This window comes from Streptomyces sp. NPDC088725 (genome assembly GCF_044751305.1).
Lineage (GTDB): Bacteria > Actinomycetota > Actinomycetes > Streptomycetales > Streptomycetaceae > Streptomyces.
The window spans coordinates 818,770-837,350 of sequence record NZ_JBIVLO010000001.1; the positions used below are offsets into that span (position 1 = coordinate 818,770).

General features: G+C 70.8%; 17 protein-coding genes. 4 read left to right on the forward strand and 13 right to left on the reverse strand.

Annotated elements, in window-relative coordinates; genetic code table 11:
- Window positions 1-159 precede the first annotated feature (159 nt).
- From ACIP6N_RS03470 to ACIP6N_RS03500, 7 genes are all read right to left on the reverse strand, one after another.
- The gene (locus ACIP6N_RS03470) at window positions 160-1,512 is read right to left on the reverse strand and encodes a 6-phospho-beta-glucosidase (RefSeq protein ID WP_401812468.1); all 1,353 of its coding nucleotides are present in this window, start codon (window positions 1,510-1,512) and stop codon (window positions 160-162) included.
- Window positions 1,513-1,581: 69 nt separating this feature from the next.
- Entirely contained in the window at window positions 1,582-2,766 is a 1,185-nt protein-coding gene (gene mmsB, locus ACIP6N_RS03475; protein ID WP_401812469.1) for a multiple monosaccharide ABC transporter permease, read from the reverse strand.
- Window positions 2,767-2,771: 5 nt separating this feature from the next.
- Window positions 2,772-4,292, reverse strand: a complete 1,521-nt coding sequence (gene mmsA, locus ACIP6N_RS03480; RefSeq protein WP_401812645.1) for a multiple monosaccharide ABC transporter ATP-binding protein — start codon at window positions 4,290-4,292, stop codon at window positions 2,772-2,774.
- A gap of 29 nt (window positions 4,293-4,321) precedes the next feature.
- On the reverse strand, window positions 4,322-5,431 hold the full coding sequence (gene chvE, locus ACIP6N_RS03485; protein ID WP_401812470.1) for a multiple monosaccharide ABC transporter substrate-binding protein: 1,110 nt from the start codon (window positions 5,429-5,431) through the stop codon (window positions 4,322-4,324).
- Between the two features lie 6 nt (window positions 5,432-5,437).
- Entirely contained in the window at window positions 5,438-6,445 is a 1,008-nt protein-coding gene (locus tag ACIP6N_RS03490; RefSeq protein WP_401812472.1) for a hypothetical protein, read from the reverse strand.
- A 73-nt stretch (window positions 6,446-6,518) separates the two neighbouring features.
- Window positions 6,519-7,577: a zinc-binding dehydrogenase gene (locus ACIP6N_RS03495; RefSeq protein ID WP_401812474.1), complete on the reverse strand. Its 1,059-nt coding sequence runs from the start codon at window positions 7,575-7,577 to the stop codon at window positions 6,519-6,521.
- On the reverse strand, window positions 7,574-8,737 hold the full coding sequence (locus ACIP6N_RS03500) for a mandelate racemase/muconate lactonizing enzyme family protein (protein WP_401812646.1): 1,164 nt from the start codon (window positions 8,735-8,737) through the stop codon (window positions 7,574-7,576). The genes ACIP6N_RS03495 and ACIP6N_RS03500 overlap by 4 nt, the downstream gene beginning before the upstream one ends.
- A 220-nt stretch (window positions 8,738-8,957) precedes the next feature.
- Here ACIP6N_RS03500 and ACIP6N_RS03505 point away from each other — a divergent pair, with 220 nt between their 5' ends.
- Both ACIP6N_RS03505 and ACIP6N_RS03510 read left to right on the forward strand, forming a co-directional pair.
- Window positions 8,958-9,728 carry an IclR family transcriptional regulator gene (locus ACIP6N_RS03505; RefSeq protein ID WP_401812476.1) on the forward strand — a complete coding sequence of 257 codons (771 nt, stop codon included), beginning with the start codon at window positions 8,958-8,960 and terminating at the stop codon, window positions 9,726-9,728.
- Window positions 9,729-9,736: 8 nt separating this feature from the next.
- A complete protein-coding gene (locus tag ACIP6N_RS03510; RefSeq protein ID WP_401812478.1) occupies window positions 9,737-10,579 on the forward strand; it encodes an SMP-30/gluconolactonase/LRE family protein in 843 nt (280 codons plus the stop codon).
- A gap of 63 nt (window positions 10,580-10,642) precedes the next feature.
- Here ACIP6N_RS03510 and araD read toward each other — a convergent pair whose 3' ends face one another.
- Genes araD through ACIP6N_RS03525 form a run of 3 tightly spaced genes read right to left on the reverse strand, consistent with a single transcriptional unit; the run spans window position 10,643 to window position 14,093 of the window.
- Window positions 10,643-12,403: an L-arabinonate dehydratase gene (gene araD, locus ACIP6N_RS03515; RefSeq protein ID WP_401812480.1), complete on the reverse strand. Its 1,761-nt coding sequence runs from the start codon at window positions 12,401-12,403 to the stop codon at window positions 10,643-10,645.
- Window positions 12,400-13,437, reverse strand: a complete 1,038-nt coding sequence (locus ACIP6N_RS03520; protein WP_401812482.1) for a dihydrodipicolinate synthase family protein — start codon at window positions 13,435-13,437, stop codon at window positions 12,400-12,402. The genes araD and ACIP6N_RS03520 overlap by 4 nt, the downstream gene beginning before the upstream one ends.
- Window positions 13,434-14,093, reverse strand: coding sequence for a GntR family transcriptional regulator (locus tag ACIP6N_RS03525; protein WP_401812484.1), 660 nt, complete (start codon window positions 14,091-14,093; stop codon window positions 13,434-13,436). The genes ACIP6N_RS03520 and ACIP6N_RS03525 overlap by 4 nt, the downstream gene beginning before the upstream one ends.
- A 147-nt stretch (window positions 14,094-14,240) precedes the next feature.
- On the opposite strand from ACIP6N_RS03525, the gene ACIP6N_RS03530 reads away from it, so the two are divergent.
- Window positions 14,241-14,702: a YchJ family protein gene (locus ACIP6N_RS03530; protein WP_401812486.1), complete on the forward strand. Its 462-nt coding sequence runs from the start codon at window positions 14,241-14,243 to the stop codon at window positions 14,700-14,702.
- 45 nt (window positions 14,703-14,747) lie between these two features.
- Here the strand turns inward: ACIP6N_RS03530 and ACIP6N_RS03535 are convergent, their stop codons facing one another.
- Together ACIP6N_RS03535 and ACIP6N_RS03540 are read right to left on the reverse strand one after the other, a co-directional pair.
- The gene (locus ACIP6N_RS03535; protein ID WP_401812648.1) at window positions 14,748-15,137 is read right to left on the reverse strand and encodes an SCP2 sterol-binding domain-containing protein; all 390 of its coding nucleotides are present in this window, start codon (window positions 15,135-15,137) and stop codon (window positions 14,748-14,750) included.
- 165 nt (window positions 15,138-15,302) lie between these two features.
- A complete protein-coding gene (locus ACIP6N_RS03540; protein ID WP_401812487.1) occupies window positions 15,303-16,373 on the reverse strand; it encodes an ATP-dependent DNA ligase in 1,071 nt (356 codons plus the stop codon).
- A gap of 73 nt (window positions 16,374-16,446) precedes the next feature.
- Between ACIP6N_RS03540 and ligD the strand changes: the two genes are divergently transcribed.
- Window positions 16,447-17,457 (forward strand): non-homologous end-joining DNA ligase, encoded by a 1,011-nt coding sequence (gene ligD / locus ACIP6N_RS03545; protein ID WP_401812488.1) that lies wholly within the window; start codon window positions 16,447-16,449, stop codon window positions 17,455-17,457.
- 19 nt (window positions 17,458-17,476) lie between these two features.
- Here the strand turns inward: ligD and ACIP6N_RS03550 are convergent, their stop codons facing one another.
- The gene (locus ACIP6N_RS03550) at window positions 17,477-18,574 is read right to left on the reverse strand and encodes an FAD-dependent monooxygenase (protein ID WP_401812490.1); all 1,098 of its coding nucleotides are present in this window, start codon (window positions 18,572-18,574) and stop codon (window positions 17,477-17,479) included.
- Window positions 18,575-18,581: the final 7 nt, after the last annotated feature.

An 18,581-nucleotide genomic window follows, 5' to 3' on the forward strand; every position in this document is an offset into this window, starting at 1 on the left:
ACACACCCGCGCGGCGTCGCAGCACTTTTCAGGTGCGCTGCGACGCCGCGCGGTTTCCGCGCCGGGCCGCCGGGCCGTCCTGCCCGGTCGCGGATACCGGGTCGGGCCCGCCCGCCGCCTCAGGTCCGCGGACACCGCCTCTGGCCCGCGGATACCGGCTCAGGCCCGCAGGTAGGCGAGGCCGCCGTGCGCCGCCGTATAGCCGTCGAGCAGCCGCCGGGCCACCGTGACGGAGTCGACCAGCGGATGCAGGGCGAAGGCCGCCACCGCGTTTTCCCGCGAGCCGCTTTCCGCCGCCGCCAGCACCTCGCGCTCCACCGCCTTGACCGCCGTGACCAGCCCGACCGCGTGATACGGCAGCGGGTCCACGGCCACCGGCAGCGCGCCGTCGCGGTCGACCAGGCACGGCACCTCGATGACCGCGTCGGCGTCCAGTACGGAGAGCGTGCTGCGGTTGCGCACGTTCAGGATCAGCGTCGTACGCTCGCCCCTCGCGATCGCCCGCATCAGGGCCAGCGCGACCTTCTCGTAGCCGCCCGACTCCAGATCGTCGGCGTCACGTTCACCGACCCCGGCCGCGTCGCGGTTCGCCGCCATGTACGTGGCCTCGCGGTCGGCGAGCGTACGGTGCCAGGCGCCGAGCGCGGCGCCGTCCGCACCGCCCGCGCGGCTCAACTCGTCGTAGAAACCGGCCTGCTGGTCCCGGAGATACTCTCCCCGCGTCCGCTCGGCCCGCTGATAGGCCTGTACCGCCTCCCGGTTGAAGTAGTAGTAGTGCAGGTACTCATTGGGAACGGCCCTCAGCGAGCGCAGCCACTCGGGGCCGAACAGCTTGCCCTCCTCGAAGGAGCCGAGCGCCTCGGAGTCGGCCAGCAGCCGGGGCAGTTCGTCGCGTCCCGCGACCCGCAGCCCGCGCAGCCAGCCCAGGTGGTTGAGGCCGACGTAGTCGATCACCGCCTCGTCCGGGTCGGCCCCGAGCACCCGGGCCACCCGGCGGCCGAGGCCGACCGGTGAGTCGCAGATCCCGATGACCCGGTCACCGAGGATCCGCGACATGGCCTCGGTGACCAGACCGGCCGGGTTGGTGAAGTTGATGACCCACGCGTCGGGGGCGAGCGCGGCCACCCGCCGCGCGATGTGCGTCGCGACGGGGACCGTACGGAGGCCGTACGCGATACCGCCGGCCCCCACCGTCTCCTGGCCGAGCACCCCTTCCGCCAGGGCCACCCGCTCGTCGGCCGCCCGGCCTTCCAGCCCGCCCACCCGGATCGCGGAGAAGACGAAGTCGGCGCCGCGCAGCGCCTCGTCGAGATCCGTGGTGACGGAGACCTCCGGCGCGTCCGGCACGCCCGCCGCCTGGTCGGCCAGGACCCGGGAAACGGCTGTGAGCCGTCCCGCGTCCACGTCGTGCAGGGTGACCCGGGTGACCCGGCCCTCGGCGTGGTCGCGCAGCAGCGCCCCGTACACCAGGGGCACCCGGAAGCCGCCCCCTCCCAGAATCGTCAGCCTCATACCCGCTCCTCCCGTGATCCGGTCGTCCGCATGGACCGATCATCCACGAGGAGCGGGCAGGTCGGCGGATCAGGCACCCACCCTGCGCTTGTTCCAGACGTCGAAGCCGACCGCGGCCAGCAGCACAAGGCCCTTGATCACCTGCTGGTAGTCGGTGCCGACACCCACCAGCGACATGCCGTTGTTGAGGACACCGAGCACCAGCCCGCCGATGATCGCGCCGAACACGGTGCCGACACCGCCGCTCATCGAGGCGCCGCCGATGAAGGCGGCGGCGATCGCCTCCAGTTCGAAGTTCACGCCCGCCTGCGGCACGCCCGCGTTCAGCCGGGCCGCGTAGACGATGCCGGCCAGCGCGGCGAGCACCCCCATGTTGACGAAGACCAGGAACGTGACGCGCTTGTCCTTGACCCCGGAGAGCTTCGCGGCGGCCTGATTGCCGCCCAGCGCGTAGACGTGGCGTCCGACGACCGCGTTGCGCATGACGAATCCGAAGCCGATGAGCAGGGCCGCGAGCAGCAGCAGGACCACCGGCACACCCTTGTAGCTTGCCAGCGTCATGGTGAACGCGAGGACGGCGGCGGCCATCGCCACGCACTTGATGAGGAACAGGTTGCGCGGCAGCACGTCCAGTTCGTACGCCTTCTGCCTGCGCCGGTCCCTGACTTCCTGGAACAGCGCGAAAGCCAGCAGGACCAGGCCCAGCACCACCGTCGGATTGTGGTAGTTGGTGGAAGGACCGACGTCGGGGAGATAACCGGTCGAGATCTTCTGGAAGCCGTCGGGGAACGGGCCGAGCGAGCGCGACCCGAGGAAGATCTGGGTGGCGCCGCGGAACAGCAGCATCCCGGCCAGCGTGACGATGAACGACGGAATGCCCACATACGCGATCCAGAAGCCCTGCCAGGCGCCGGCCACCGCCCCGATGAGCAGGCCGAGGACGAGCGCCAGGACCCAGGGGACCTTGTGCTCGACCATCATCACCGCGCACGCGGCGGAGACGAACGCGGCGAGCGAGCCCACCGAGAGATCGATGTGCCCCGCGATGATGACGATCATCATGCCGATCGCGAGGACCAGGATGTAACTGTTCTGCAGCACCAGATTGGTGACGTTGTTCGGCTTGAGGAGCACGCCGCCGGTCCATATCTGGAACAGCACGACGATCAGACAGAGGGCGACGAGCATCCCGTACTGCCGCATATTGCGGCGCGCGGCTTCCAGCAGCAGCGCCCCGGTGGTTCCCGGACCCATGTCGACTACCTCGTGTTCTTGGTCATGTGGCGCATCAGGACTTCCTGGGTCGCTTCCGCCCGCGGAATCTCTCCGGTGAGCCGGCCCGCCGCCATCGTGTAGATGCGGTCGCACATGCCCAGCAGTTCCGGGAGTTCGGAGGAGATGAAGACAACGGCCTTGCCCTGCGCGGCGAGTTGGTCGATGACGGTGTAGATCTCGTACTTCGCGCCGACGTCGATCCCCCGGGTGGGTTCGTCCAGGATCAGCACCTCGGGACCGGCGAAGATCCATTTGCTGAGGACGACCTTCTGCTGGTTGCCGCCGGAGAGCCGGCCGACCTGCTCGAAGACGGTCGGCGCCTTGATGTTCATGGAGGTGCGGTACGACTCGGCGACCCGGGTCTCCTCGTGCTCGTCCACCACCCCGTGCCTGGCCACCTTGGAGAGCGCGCCCAGGGTGATGTTCCTGCCGATGGTGTCGATGAGGTTGAGCCCGTACTGCTTGCGGTCCTCGGTGACGTACGCGATGCCGTGCCGGACGGCCTCCGGCACCGTCCTCGTACTGATCTCCTGTCCGTCCTTGAGGACCGTTCCGCTGATGTTGCGGCCGTACGAGCGGCCGAAGACGCTCATGGCCAGTTCGGTGCGGCCCGCTCCCATCAGCCCGGCGATGCCGACGATCTCGCCTCTGCGGACCCGCACCGAGACGTGATCGACGACCTTGCGCTGCTGGTCGATGGGGTGGTGCACCGTCCAGTCGCGGATCTCCAGCGCGGGCCGCGCCTGCGGATCGCCCTCGTACGGGGTGCGTTCGGGGAAACGGCTGTCGAGATCACGGCCGACCATGCCCCGGATGATCCGGTCCTCGGTGGTCGACTCCGCCTTCACGTCCAGCGTCTCGATGGTCCTGCCGTCGCGCAGGATCGTGACGGAGTCGGCCACCTCGGCGATCTCGTTCAGCTTGTGCGAGATGATGATCGAGGTGATGCCCTGCTCCTTCAACTCACGGATGAGCCGCAGGAGCTGGGCGCTGTCACCGTCGTTGAGCGCGGCCGTCGGCTCGTCCAGGATCAGCAGCTTCACCTGCTTGGCGAGCGCCTTCGCGATCTCCACGAGCTGCTGCTTGCCCACCCCGATGTCGGCGACCCGGGTCTGCGGATGCTCGGCCAGTCCCACCCGCTTGAGCAGCGCGGCGGCCTGCTTGAGCGTCTCGTTCCAGCTGATGATGCCCCGTCGCGCGTGCTCGTTGCCGAGGAAGATGTTCTCCGCGATCGACAAGTAGGGTATGAGCGCCAGCTCCTGATGAATGATCACGATGCCCTGGGACTCACTGGCCCGGATGTCCTTGAAGGCGCAGGGCGATCCTTCGAAGAGAATGTCGCCCTGGTAACTGCCGTGCGGATGAACCCCGCTGAGCACCTTCATCAGGGTGGACTTGCCCGCGCCGTTCTCCCCGCAGATCGCGTGCACCTCACCGGGGGCGACGGTGAGGGTCACGTCGGAGAGCGCTCGGACCCCGGGGAAGGTCTTCACGATGGAGCGCATCTCCAGGACGGGCTCGGCCGCAACTCCCGTCACTTCAGGTCACTCGCCTTGATGTAGCCCGAGTCCACCAGTACGGCCTGGTAGTTGGACGTGTCGACACTGACCGGGTCGAGCAGGAAGGACGGGACGATCTTCGCCTCGTTGTTGTACGTCTTGGTGTCGTTGACCTCGGGCTTCTTGTCGTTCAGCATGGCGTCCGCCATCTGCACGGCCTGCTTGGCCAGCGCCCGGGTGTCCTTGTAGATGGTCTGCGTCTGCTGGCCCGCGATGATCGACTTCACCGAGGCGACCTCCGCGTCCTGGCCGGTGACCACCGGATACGGCTTGGCGGAGGTCCCGTATCCGTCCGACTTGAGCGCCGAGAGAATGCCGATGGAGATCCCGTCGTACGGCGAGAGGACCGCGTCCACGTCCTGCGAGCTGTACGCCTTGGTCAGCAGGTCGTCCATCCGCTTCTGCGCGGTGCCGCCGTCCCAGCGCAGGGTCGTGACCTGGTCCAGCCGCGTCTGGCCGCTCCTGACGACGAGCTGCTTCTTGTCGATGTACGGCTTGAAGGTCTTCATCGCGCCGTCGAAGACATAACGGGTGTTGTTGTCGTCCGGGGACCCGGCGAACAGCTCGACGTTGAACGGGCCCTTCTTGGCGCCGTCCTTCAGGCCGAGCTTGTCGAGGATGTACGTCGCCTGGAGGACACCGACCTTCTCGTTGTCGAAGGACGCGTAGTAGTCGACGTTCTTGGTGCCGAGCAGCAGCCGGTCGTACGAGATCACCTTGATGTTCTTGTCGGCGGCCTGCTGGAGGACGTCGCTGAACGCCTTGCCGTCGACGGCGGCGATCACCAGGACGTCGACCCCCTTGGTGATCATGTTCTCGACCTGGGAGACCTGCTGGGCGACATCGTCCTCGCCGTACTGGAGGTCGGTCTTGTAACCGAGCTTCTTGAACTGGGCGACCATGTTGTTGCCGTCGGCGATCCAGCGTTCCGAGGACTTGGTCGGCATCGCGATACCGATGGTCGACCCCGCGCTGCCCTTCTTCTCCTCCTGCTTGCTGCCGCCCTCACTGCTCTGCCCGCAGGCGGCGAGGGAGAGGACGAGGGACGTGGCGACGACGGTGAGTGCGAGGTGGCGGGTGCGCATGGGGTATCAGTCCTTGTCGTGGGTGAGGGGGAAGCGGTGGAGAGGGCCGGGCAGCCGGGAGCCGAGCGGCGACATGCCGCCGTCCGCCCCGTGCCGGCCGAGCAGATCCAGGACGAGCCGCCCGCGCCGTACCCGCTCGCGGGCGCCGCTCAGCGCGGTCTCGCGCAGCTGGGCGCCGTACGGGTAGATGCCCGGGGACTTCGACAGGCCGAACTTGAGATAGAGCGGGGAGCCGCGCCGGATCAGCTCGGCCGTCTCGTACATCCGGACGTAGCCGCCGAGATCGTCGGGCGCCTCGATGTAGAGGTCCATGGGGGCGCGTGAGGCGCGCCGGATCTCGGTGAGATGCGCGAGCGAGAGGTCCGAGGGGATGTTGACGGAGTCGGCCCCCAGCCGCTCGAACACCGCGAACGACGCCGGGTTGACCGGGCCGACCAGCGCGGAGACCTTCAGGGTGGTGTCGGCGGGCAGGACACCATGGGCGCGCAGCCGGTGCAGGGACCACAGGACGCCCTCGTCGGCGACGAGCAGGCACTTCACACCGAGTTCCGTGGCGCGCAGCGCGTCCTCGACGCAGCCGGCCAGCGCGTCATGGCCCCGGGCGCGGAGTCCCGCGCCGCCGGAGTCCGTACGGGTGGAGCCGCCGGTGTCCCAGGTGCCGCGCGGGCCTGTGAACAGGCACAGTTCGACGGAGCGAGCCGCGCACGCGTCGGCCATCTCGGTGATCTCGGCGTCGGTCAGCATCCATACGCCACTGCCCTGGCTGACGCGGTGGACCGGCACATCGAGACGGGACGCCTCCTTGAAGACCTCGGTCAGGGCCTCCGGACCCTCGACGGACGGGATCTCCGTACGCCAGCGGCCGCCGTCGGGGAACGCGTGCGGGGAGGAGTCCGCGGGGTCGGGACCGGGTGCGGCCAGGCCGAGCGCGGCGAGCGCGTGCGCGCCCGGGCGCCGGGGGCCGGGGCGTGAGGAACCGGGGTGCTGGGGGTCAGGAGGCGCTGCGTCGGTCACGGACGGGTCCTTCGGTTCGGTTGTGGGCCGGACACGGCGCCCGGGGCGCCGCTGTGGGAGGGGAGGCGGTCCGTCAGGGGCGCAGCAGGACCTTTCCGGTGTCCGCTCCGCCGCCGCCGACCAGCGCCACCGCCTCGGCGTAGCGCTCCAGCGGGAACTCGTGGGTGATCAGCGGGGCCGGGTCGAGCAGCCCGGTGGTGAAGGCGCGCACCGCGAACGTCCAGGCGGCGGACGGCGCGCCGAAGACGCTCCGTACCGTCAGCTGGTTCAGCGACAGCCGCGCCGGATCGATGCCGGCCGCGCCCGGCGCGAAGATCCCCGTCAGGATCACCCGGCCGCCGCGCCGCGCCAGCAGGCACGAGGAAGCCGCGGTGGCCGGCGCTCCGGCGGTCTCCACGACCAGGTCGTAGCGGCCGTCCAGCTCCTCGGCCTCCTGCGGGGTACGGGCGTCCGTCGCGCCGAAGTCACCCGCGAGGGAGGCTCGTTGGATACGGGGGTCGATGACGGTCAGCTCACCTGGGGAGGAGGCGGCGAGCAGTTGTACGGCGAGCAGCCCCAGGGTTCCGGCGCCGACCACCGCGACCCGCTCACCGGGCTCTGGACGCGCGGCGCGCACGGCGGCCGCCACCACCGCGGCGGGCTCCAGGAGGGCGGCGGCCCGCAGATCGGCGTGGTCGGCGAGGGGGTGCAACAGCCGTGCGGGTACCACGACATGGTCGGCGAAGCCGCCCGCCCGGGTGAAGCCGGTCTCCTCGTATCCGCCGGTGCACAGCGAGGTCTCGCCCGTACGGCACCGTGCGCAGGCCCCGCAGGCCCGGAATCCCTCGGCGACGGTCCTGCGGCCGATCAGCCCGCCGTCGACGCCCGGGCCGACCGCCTCGACCGTGCCCGACCACTCGTGGCCCGGCGTCACGGGATAGCGGACGTAGGCCGTGTCCCGCCGGCCGTCGTACAGCTCGCGGTCGCTCATGCAGATACCGGCCGCTGCGACCCGTACCCGTACGTCACCGGGTCCCGGGACCGGCGGCTCGCCGGTCACCAGCCGGTGCCGGCCGGGGCGTTCGACGACGATCGCCCTGCTGATGGCGGGACTCACGGAAGGGCGGCCGTCCGCCGGGGGCCGGACGTTCATCTGGTTTCCTTGGGAACGCGCTTCTCCCAGCCCTCGGCCCACAAGTCGAACCGGGCCCGCTGCTGCGGGAATTCGGCCGCCGCGTCCACGTCGAACTCGACACCGAGGCCCGGTGCGTGCGACACCTCGAAGCAGCCGGTGGCCGGATCGACCTGCGGAGCGCCCTTGACCACCTTCTTGATCTCGGCGTCCGCGAAATCGTTGAAGTGCTCAAGGATCTTGAAATTCGGTGTGCACGCGGCCAGTTGGAGGCTCGCGGCGGTCAGTACGGAGCCGCCGACATTGTGCGGTGCGATCATCACGTAGTGGGTCTCCGCGGTGGCGGCCAGTTTCCTGGTCTCCAGGATGCCGCCGACGTGCCCGACGTCCGGCTGGATGATGTCGGCCGCCTGCGACTCGAAGAGTTCGCGGAACTCCACGCGGTCATGGATGCGTTCGCCGGTGGCGATGGGCAGTTCGACCTTCTCCGCGACCTTGCTCAGCGCCTTCAGATTCTCCGGCGGCACCGGCTCCTCCAGCCAGGCCGGCGCGTACGGCGCCATCTCGTGGGCCAGCCGCACGGCGGTCGCGGGACTGAACCGGCCGTGCATCTCCAGCATCAGCTCGGTGTCGGGGCCGATCGCGTCCCGTACCGCCTCGATCAGGGCCACGGCGTCGTTGGACGCGGCGCGGTCCAGCTCGAAGTGCCCGGTGCCGAACGGGTCGATCTTCAGGGCCCGGTAGCCCCGCCCGACCACGGCGAGCGCCGCCCGGTGATACGCCTCCGGGGTGCGCTCGGTGGTGTACCAGCCGTTGGCGTAGGCCTTGACCCGGTCGGTCACCCTGCCGCCGAGCAATTGCCACACGGGCACTCCGAGTGCCTTGCCCTTGATGTCCCAACAGGCCATCTCCACCACGGCGATGCCCGACATCACGATCTCGCCGGCCCGCCCGTAGTCGCCGTACTTCATGCGCCGTACGAGATCTTCCACCGCGAACGGGTCCGATCCCGCGAGGTGGTTGGCCTCGGCCTCGCGCAGGTAGCCGATCAGCGCGTCGGTCCTGCCGAGCATCCGGGTCTCGCCGACCCCGGTGAGGCCCTCGTCGGTGTGGACGAGGACATAGGTGAGATTCCGCCAGGGTGTGCCGACGACGTGCGTACTGATTCCCGTGATGCGCAAGGCCACTGTCCCCAGGGTGAGTTCGGAATCCAGCGTTCGAGATTTCGTCATGCGTTCGAAATGCTGGCGTGACGGTATTCAGGTGCCCGGGGGGTGTCAATGGGTTGCGCACGGACTAGCCTGTGTTCGTCCTACCGGTCACTGGTCGAAACTCCGAACACACCGAACACACCGCATACGCACCCGATCAGAGTCGGAACATGAGGGTTGGAGGCCGGGCATGGGACGGCTGGTTCCCGCCGTGACGCGGGCCCTGGACATTCTGGAGCTGTTCCTGGAAGGCGAGGACACACTCTCCGCGCCTGACGTCGTCCGCAGACTGGGGCTGCCCCGCACGACCGTGCACGAACTGCTCACCACCCTCGCGGCCCGCTCGTACCTCGCGCAGGTCCCGGAACAGCCGGGGCGCTACCGGCTCGGTGTGCGCTCGTACCAGCTCGGCAGCCGGTACGCGGAACGGCTCGACCTCGCGGCGGAAGGACAGCAGGTCGCCCGCGATGTCGCCGAGACCTGCGACGAGACGGTCCATGTCGCCGTCCTGGAGGGCACCGACGTCATCTACATCGCGAAGGTGGATTCCACCCACGCGGTCAGGATGGTCTCGGCGGCGGGCCGACGGCTGCCCGCCCACTGCACGTCGGTCGGCAAGATGCTGCTGGCCTCACTCACCGAGACGGAACTCGAAGCACGCTTCGAAGGACATGAGTTCATCGCCATGACCCCCAACAGCGTCACCGATCCAGCGGTGTTGCGCGCCGAGCTGGCAGGTATCAGGGAACGCGGCATCGCCGTCGAGCACCGCGAGTCCAACCCCGACGTGAGCTGCGTGGCCGCGCCGGTACACGACAGTGCGGGCCGGGTCGTCGCGGCGCTGTCCATCTCCGTCCCGATGATCCGCTGGAGCGGCACGCGTGAGGCCGAACTCGCCGGGCTGGCAAAGAAAGGCGCGGGCGCGCTCTCGGGGCGCCTCGGCCACCGGGGGCGGCGTTGAGGAGCGGCGTGACGAAGCCGGAAGTCGCCGTACCGGAGCGGGCCGCGCTCGGCGAAGGCCCTACCTGGGACCCGGTGACGGGCCGGCTGATCTGGGTCGACATCCTCTCGTCGCGGATCCACACCTTCGACCCGGCCACGGGACGCCGTACGGTGATGGCCACGGAGCAGCACGTCGGTGCGGCCGTACCGCGCGCGGGCGGCGGCCTGGTCGTCAACCTCCGCGACGGCGTGGGGCTTTACGCTCCGGACAGGGCGTTCTCCTGGCTGGTGCGCGACCCGGTCGCGGGACGCAGGGGCAACGACGCGGTGGTCGCCCCCGACGGCGCGCTCTGGGCGGGCAGCATGCGCTACGACGAGGCCCCGGGCGGCGGCGCCCTGATCAGGGTCGCCCCGGACGGCACGGTCACTCCACAGCTGACCGCCGACGTCAGCAACGGCACGGGCTGGAGCCCCGACGGCCGCACGATGTACTACGTCGACACGCCGACCGGCCGTGTCGACGCCTTCGACTTCGACGGCCAACGGCTCGCGGACCGGAGGACGCTGGCCGTGATCGAACCGGGAGCGGGCAGCCCGGACGGCCTCACCGTCGACACCGACGGCTGCGTCTGGGTGGTCCTCTGGGACGGCGCGGGGCTCCGCCGCTACACACCGCGCGGCGCGCTGGACCGTACCGTCGAGCTGCCGGTACGCCGCCCCACCTCCTGCGCCTTCGGTGGAGCGGGACTGCGGGACCTCTACGTCACCTCGGCGCGCGTCGGCCTCGAAAGCCCGCGCTCACCGGCCGGTTCGCTGCTGGTCCTGCCGGACGCCGGCCAGGGCCTCCCCGCCACCCCGTTCGGCGGCTGACGGAAGGGGAGTTGGCGTGATCCGGGGCTGCCCCGACCGCGTACGGCTCAGCCCGCGTACGGCTCAGCCCGCGTACGGCTCCGGCACGTCTCCCTCCCGTGACAGGAACGCGAAGTCGCAGCCCGTGTCGGCCTGGGTGATCTGCTCGGTGTACAGGGCGCCGTATCCCCGGCCGTAACGCGCGGGCGGCGGAGTCCAGTCGGCCTTCCTGCGCGCCAACTCCTCGTCGGTGACCTCGAGCCGGAGGGTCCGCGCCTCGACGTCCAGGGTGATCAGGTCGCCGTTCCTGACCAGGGCGAGCGGTCCGCCGACGTACGACTCCGGTGCGATATGCAGTACGCACGCGCCGTAACTCGTGCCGCTCATCCGGGCGTCGGAGATCCGCACCATGTCCCTGACCCCCTGCCGCAGCAGGGCGTCGGGGATCGGCAGCATGCCGTACTCGGGCATTCCAGGACCGCCCTTGGGCCCGGCGTTACGCAGGACCAGCACATGGTCGGCGGTGATGCCGAGCCCCGGATCGTTGAGGGTGCGCTGCATGGTCCGGTAGTCGTCGAAGACCACGGCAGGACCGGTGTGCCGCAGCAGCTCCGGCTCCGCGGCGATGTGCTTGATCACGGCGCCGTCCGGGCAGAGATTTCCCCGCAGCACGGCTACACCGCCCTCTTCCGCGAGCGGATTCTCGCGCCCGCGGATCACGTCCGTGTCGTGGACGCGTGCGCCGGCCAGTTGCTCCCGCAGGGTGGAGTGGGCGACGGTCGGCCTGTCCAGATTCAGCAGATCCGTCAACTGCGCCAGAAAGGCGGGCAGTCCGCCCGCGAAGTGGAAGTCCTCCATCAGATGACGGCCGCCGGGCCGTACGTTCGCGAGGACCGGGACCGTACGCGCGACCCGGTCGAAGTCGTCCAGGGTGAGCCGCACACCACTGCGCCCCGCCATGGCGATCAGATGGATGACGGCGTTCGTCGAGCCGCCCAGCGCGAGCACGGTGGCGACGGCGTCCTCGTACGCCTCGCGCGTCAGGATCCGCGACAGCCGCACGTCCCGCCGCACGAGATCCACGACGAGCCGTCCTGACGCGGCGGCCATCCGCTCGTGCCCCGAGTCCACCGCCGGTATGGACGAGGCGCCCGGCACGGTCACCCCCAGCGCCTCGGCCGCGGCGGTGAGCGTGGAGGCCGTGCCCATCGTCATGCAGTGGCCGGGGGAGCGGGCGAGCCCGCTCTCCAGCTCGGCCAGCTCGCAGTCACCGATGAGCCCGGCCCGTTTGTCGTCCCAGTACTTCCACATGTCGGTGCCCGAGCCCAGTACCTGATCGCGCCAGTGCCCCGGCAGCATCGGTCCCGCCGGGAGGAACACGGCCGGCAGATCGACGCTCGCGGCGCCCATCAGCAGTGCGGGCGTCGTCTTGTCGCAGCCGCCCATCAGCACCGCGCCGTCCACCGGGTACGAACGCAGCAGTTCCTCGGTCTCCATGGCGAGGAGATTGCGGTAGAGCATCGGGGTCGGCTTCTGGAAGGTCTCCGAGAGGGTGGAGACCGGGAATTCGAGCGGAAAGCCGCCGGCCTGCCACACCCCGCGCTTCACCGCCTGCGCCCGCTCCCGCAGATGGACATGGCAGGGATTGATGTCGCTCCAGGTGTTGAGGATCGCGACGACCGGCTTGCCGAGATGCTCCTCGGGCAGATAACCGAGCTGCCGGGTGCGGGCCCGGTGGCTGAAGGAACGCAGGCCGTCGGTCCCGTACCACTGATGACTGCGCAGCTCCTCGGGCCTCTTCAGCGCACCGGCCCCCGGCTCCTCCACCGCATCCGACGCCGTCACAGGGACCATCCCCGTACCAGCGCGGCGACCTCGGCCCGCACGTCCCCGGGCAGCGTCCGGCTCGGCGGGCGCACCTCGCGGCGGCACAGACCGAGCACGGCCAGCGCCTCCTTGACGACTGACACGTTGTCCGCGGACTGCCGCGCTGCCCGCAGCTCCTCGAACGGCCGGATCCGCTCCCAGATCCGCATCGCGCCCGGGTAGTCGGCCGCGCGCAGGGCGGTCAGCAGGGCGATCGACAGGTCAGGGGCCACATTGACCAGACCGGAGGTGAAACCGGTTGCTCCGGCCGCCCAGTAGGCGGGGGCGTACAGCTCGGCGAGCCCGGCGACCCACACGAAGCGGTCCAGGCCCGCGTCGCGGGCGAAGGCGGCGAAGCGCGCCGCGTCGGGCACCGCGTACTTCACCCCGACGACATTGGGGCAGAGGGCCCCGAGCCGCGCCAGCGTCCGGCCCTCCAGCTGCGGATTGCGGACGTACGGCACGACGCCCAGTCCGGGGACGGCGTCGGCGATCGCCCGGTGGTAGTCGACCCACCCCTCCTGCGAGACATACGGATGCACCGGCTGATGGATCATGATCATCGAAGCTCCGGCGTCCCGCGCGTGCCGGGCCGAGGTGACGGCGGTGTGCAGATCGTGTCCGACACCGGCCAGCACCGCCGCTCCCCCCGCGGCCTCCGCCACGGTCAACTCCGTTACCAGCAGCCGTTCTTCGGGGGAGAGCGCGTAGAACTCGCCGGTGTTGCCGTTCGGGGTGACCACCGTGACTCCCCCGTCCAGCAGGCGGCGCAGCAGCGCGCGGTACGTGGCCCGGTCGACGTTCCCGGCCTCGTCGAAAGGCGTCACGGGGATCGCGACGACACCGGCCAGGGCGGCCCGCTGCGAGGAGAACGGCGAGGCGGCGCGCGGAGGAAACAGCGGGGAGGGATCCGCCGCCACGCCGCCCCGGTCGTGCGTGCCCCGGTCGTGCGTGCCCCGCTCCGGTGTGTCCCGCTCCGCCGCGCCGTGGTCCGTCGTGCCGTGGTCCGTCATGCCTCGGTCCCTCCGGGGAAGGCCCGCTCGACGAAGCGGGCGATGTGGTCGTACAGCGCGCGGCCCGCGCCCTCGGCGTCACCGGCCCGCGCGAGCCGCAGGATCCGCCGGTGCTCGGCGGCCTCCCGCTCCCAGGTCGGCTCCGCGGACCAGGCGGCGGCGGCCACCAGGGCCGCCTGGTCACGTACCTCGTCCAGCATCCGAACGAGCAGCGGATTGCCGCACGCCTGGTACAGCGCGCGGTGGAAGTCCCTGTTGGCGAGGGACCGTTGAGCCGTGTCGGTCGCCGTGTCCGCCCGTACGAGCGCGTCCGCGGCCTCGTCCGGCGGCGCGCCGGCGGCGACCGTACGCCGTACCGCCTCGGGTTCGAGCAGCAGCCGTACGTCGTACACCTCACGCGCCATCGCGGCGTCCACCGTGCGTACCGTGGCGCCCTTGTACTGGCTCATCACCACGAGTCCGCTGCCGGCGAGGGTCTTGAGCGCTTCGCGCACCGGTGTCTTCGACACCCCGTACTGGGCCGCGAGTTCGGTTTCCACCAGCGGGCGGCCCGGGCTGAGGTCACCGGTCAGGATGCGGTGTCTGACCGCCTCCAATATGTATTGGGTGCGTGAGGGGATCGGGATGGGAGGGACCGGTGCTGGTGGGAAGGTCATCGGACGGCTCGCCTCGTTCACGCGTCGCGCGGATCATGTCTCATATATGACGTATGAAGTACGACGGGCAGGGACGCTAGGCGCCACGGCCCCGTCCGTCAAGGGGGGCCGCAGGCAGCGGTCGGCTCGCGGAGGCAGAATGTACGTATGCCTCAGCGTCCCACCCGTGCCGATCGCACCCCGCCCCCCGAACGTTCCGACCGCCCGGAAGCGTCGGACCCGTCGCACGACCTGTCATGCCCCTGCGGCCTGCCCGCCACCTACGGCGAGTGCTGCGGTCGCTTCCACGTCGGTATCGCCGACGCGCCCACCGCGGAGCTGCTGATGCGCTCGCGCTACAGCGCGTTCGTCGTCCTCGACGAGGCGTATCTGCTGAAGACATGGGACCCGGCCACCCGGCCGCCCGGCGTGGACCTGGACCCGGAGATGCGCTGGGAGGGCCTGGAGATCCTGGACACCACGGACGGCAGTCCGTTCCACACCGCGGGCTCGGTCACCTTCCGCGCCCGCTACCGCAGCCACGGCAGGCGTGGCGCTCTGCACGAGCAGAGCCGCTTCGCGCGCCACGACGGTGCCTGGGTCTATGTGGACGGCACCTACCTGGAGTGAGTCCGGGCAGCGGGGCGAGCGCGGAGAAGGCCGTCGGAAGGCCCCTCAGGCCTTGGGTATCTCGAAGTAGCGCGGCAGCCCCGCGGCCACGCTCAGGTCTCCGGTGATCCTGACCTTGCGCGTCAGGTACATCGTCACGGGCCCCGCGTTCCCGGACGCCAGCCGCAGGAAGTCCACGTCGCGCAGCACGAACGTCGTACGCGGCCGGTCCTCGCCCGGGCCCTCCCGGACCGTGCAGTGGCCGTTGTCGATGACGGTCTCGAAGACCGCGTCGCTCTCCCCGGTGATCCTCCAGCGGATCACCGCGCTCAGCGTGCCCGCGTTCTCCGGACGGAACTGCTCCCGCATCCGCCCGAAGATCTCCCTCAGCACCCGCTGCCGCAGCTCGCCCCGCAGCGCCTCGGCCAGCTCCCGGCCGGAGAGCCCCTTGACCATCCGGGCGAACTCCCGCGGGGAGACCGCGCCGAAGTCCAGACCCGCGAGCACCTTACGGATGTCCCTGTTCACGCCGGCGCTCCCTCCCTCACGCGCACTCCCGCCCACACGCGCTCCTCCTGCTTTCCAGCAGGCTAGGACGCGCCACCGGGACCGGCAAGGCGCTCAGCCTCCCGGCGGCGCGAGCACCCGCGCCAGGTCGTAGCGCACGGGCTCCACCAGCTGCTCGTACGTACAGCTCTCCGGCGTACGGTCGGGGCGCCACCTGCGGAACTGCGCGGTGTGCCGGAAGCGGTCGCCCTCCATGTGGTCGTAGGCGACCTCGCACACGCGCTCGGGCCGCAGCGCCACCCACGAGAGGTCCTTCTTCCCGCTCCAGCGGCTGGGCGCGCCCGGCATCCTGGCGCTCTCGTGGGCCGCCTCGTTCGCCCACGCGGCCCACGGATGGCCGTCCGCGGAGTCCATGCGCAGTGGTGCCAGCTCGTCCATCAGCTCGGCCCTGCGCTTCATCGGGAACGCGGCGCACACCCCCACATGCTGGAGCGCGCCTCCCGCGTCGTACAGACCCAGCAGCAGTGAGCCCACCACCGGGCCGCTCTTGTGCGGGCGGTAGCCGGCGACGACCGCGTCCGCGGTCCGCTCGTGCTTGATCTTGAACATCAGCCGGGTGTCGGGGCGGTACGGCAGGTCGAGCGGCTTGGCCACCACCCCGTCGAGCCCCGCGCCCTCGTACTGCTCGAACCACTCGCGCGCCACCTCGACATCGGTGGTGGCGGGCGCCAGATACACCGGAGGTCCCACGCCGACGAGGGCCGCCTCCAGCGCCTCCCTGCGCAGCGACTGCGCCGTCGTGAGCAGCGACGCGTCGCCCTTGGCCAGCAGGTCGAAGGCGACGAAGCTCGCCGGGGTCCGCTCGGCGAGCAGCTTCACCCGGGACGCCGCGGGGTGGATGCGCTCGGTGAGCCGGTCGAAGTCGAGGCGGTCCTCGTGCACGATCACGATCTCGCCGTCCACCACACACCGGTCGGGCAGCTGCGCGAGCAGCGCCGTGACCAGCTCGGGGAAGTAGCGGGTCAGCGGCTTCCCGTTCCTGCTGCCGATCACCACCTCGTCGCCGTCCCGGTGGACGATCGCGCGGAAGCCGTCCCACTTGGCCTCGTACTGCATCCCGGGCGGGATCGTGGCCACGGACTTGGCGAGCATGGGTTTCACGGGAGGCATCACCGGCAGATCCATGACCCGATTGTGCGGGGGAACGTGCGCCCGCGCCCGATATGCGCCGTCCGGCCGTCCGGCCTACCGTGGCCGCATGGGTGCAGCGGTGGAGCTGGAGGCGGGCGGCAGGACCGTACGGCTGTCCAGCCCCGACAAGGTCTACTTTCCCGAGCGCGGCTTCACCAAGCTGGACGTCGCCCACTACTACCTGGCCGTGGGGGAGGGGATCACGCGCGTCCTGCGCGACCGGCCGACCACCCTGGAACGCTTCCCCGAAGGCGTCGGGGGCGAGTCCTTCTTCCAGAAACGGGCGCCGAAGAACCTTCCCGACTGGATTCCCACGGCCCACATCACCTTCCCGAGCGGCCGCAGCGCCGACGAGCTGTGTCCGACGGAGCCCGCCGCCGTGCTCTGGGCGGCGAACCTCGGCTGCCTGACGTTCCACCCCTGGCCGGTGCGGCGCGGCCGCCTCGACCACCCCGACGAACTCCGCATCGACCTGGACCCGCAGCCGGGCACCGACTTCGCCGACGCGGTACGGGCCGCCCACGAACTGCACGCGTTCCTGGAGGAACAGGGCCTGCGCGGCTGGCTCAAGACCTCCGGCGGCCGCGGCCTGCACGTGTTCGTGCCGATCGAACCGCGCTGGACCTTCACCGAGGTGCGCCGCGCCGCGATCACCGTGGGGCGCGAGCTGGAACGCCGGATGCCGGGCCGGGTCACCACCGCCTGGTGGAAGGAGGAGCGCGGCGAGAGGATCTTCGTCGACTACAACCAGACGGCTCGCGACCGTACCATCGCCTGCGCCTACTCCGTACGCCCCCGGCCGCACGCCCCGGTCTCCGCGCCGCTGCGCTGGGACGAGCTGGACGCGGTCGTACCGCGCGACTTCGACATCGTGACGATGCCGGCGCGCTTCGCCGAACTGGGCGACGTACACGCGGACATGGAGGACCACGTGCACAGTCTGGAGGGGCTGCTCGAACTGGCGGACCGGCACGAACGCGACCACGACCTCGGCGACCTGCCGTATCCGCCGGACTACCCGAAGATGCCGGGCGAGCCGAAGCGGGTCGCACCGAGCCGGGCCAGACCGGCGCCTTGACGGGGTGGTTCCCGCCGGCTCAGCCGGTGGGCGCGGTGGTGAGCATCCAGTGGCTGAACTCCGCGTACCTCTCGGCGAACTCGGCGGCCCCCGAGGCCTGTTCGACAGCGGCGGCGTGCTCGCGGACCCGGTCGAACCGGGTGGTGCGGGCGTCTTCGTACCGGGCGAGCGCCGTGGCCGTGTCGGGCCCGGCCGCCAGGCAGGCGCGCAGCACACCGGCGTCCTCGATGCCGAGGGTGCCGCCCGCGGAGATGTGCGGGGACAAGCCGTGTGCGGCGTCACCGATCAGCGCGACCCGCCCGCTCGTCCAGTGCGACAGCGGGGGAACGAGCATGATCCCGCTCTCCAGGACGGCCTCCTCGGGGGTTCGCTCGATCATCCGCAGCAGGTCGTCGTGCCAGCCGGGGCCGGCCAGTTTCCATGCGCGGTCCAGTGCCCGATCCCGCTTGGTGCCGGTGAGCGGACCGGCCTCGAACTGGTTGACCATCCACATGGTCTGCCCCTCCGAGACGCGCGCGTACCCGCCACGGGTGCGCTCCCGCCCGATCGTGAGCACCGTCCCCTCCGGGCGCTCGTCCCCGGCGGGCACGACCGCGCGCCAGGCGTGGTGCCCGGCGTGCACCGCGGCGTCGCTGCCCGGCACGAGCTGGGCGCGCACGCGGGAGTACACGCCGTCCGCCCCGATCAGCAGGTCCGCGCGCAGTTCCTCACCACTGGCCAGGTGGACGGCCACCTCCGACTCGTGCTCGGTGTAGCCGGTCACCCGGGCGTCGAGGACGATCCGGTCCCGGCCCACGGTGTCGGCGAGCAGGCCGTTCAGACGGGGCCGCGGCACGAGCAGGAAGCGGTGTGCGGACGCGTCGTAGCCGGTGGCACGCACCGGATGCCCCGTGGTGTCGAAGAACCAGGTGTCGATCTCCCTGCCCATGGCGCGGACGTCCGCGCCGATCCCGATCCGGTCGAACTCCCTGAGCGCGTTGGGCCACAGGCCGATGCCCGCTCCGGCGGCACGCACCCGCGGCGCCTGCTCCAGCACGGTGACCTCGTGCCCGGCCGACCGGAGCGACGCGGCCGCGGTGAGCCCGACCAGACCACCGCCGGCGATCACTGTGCGCATCGTTGCC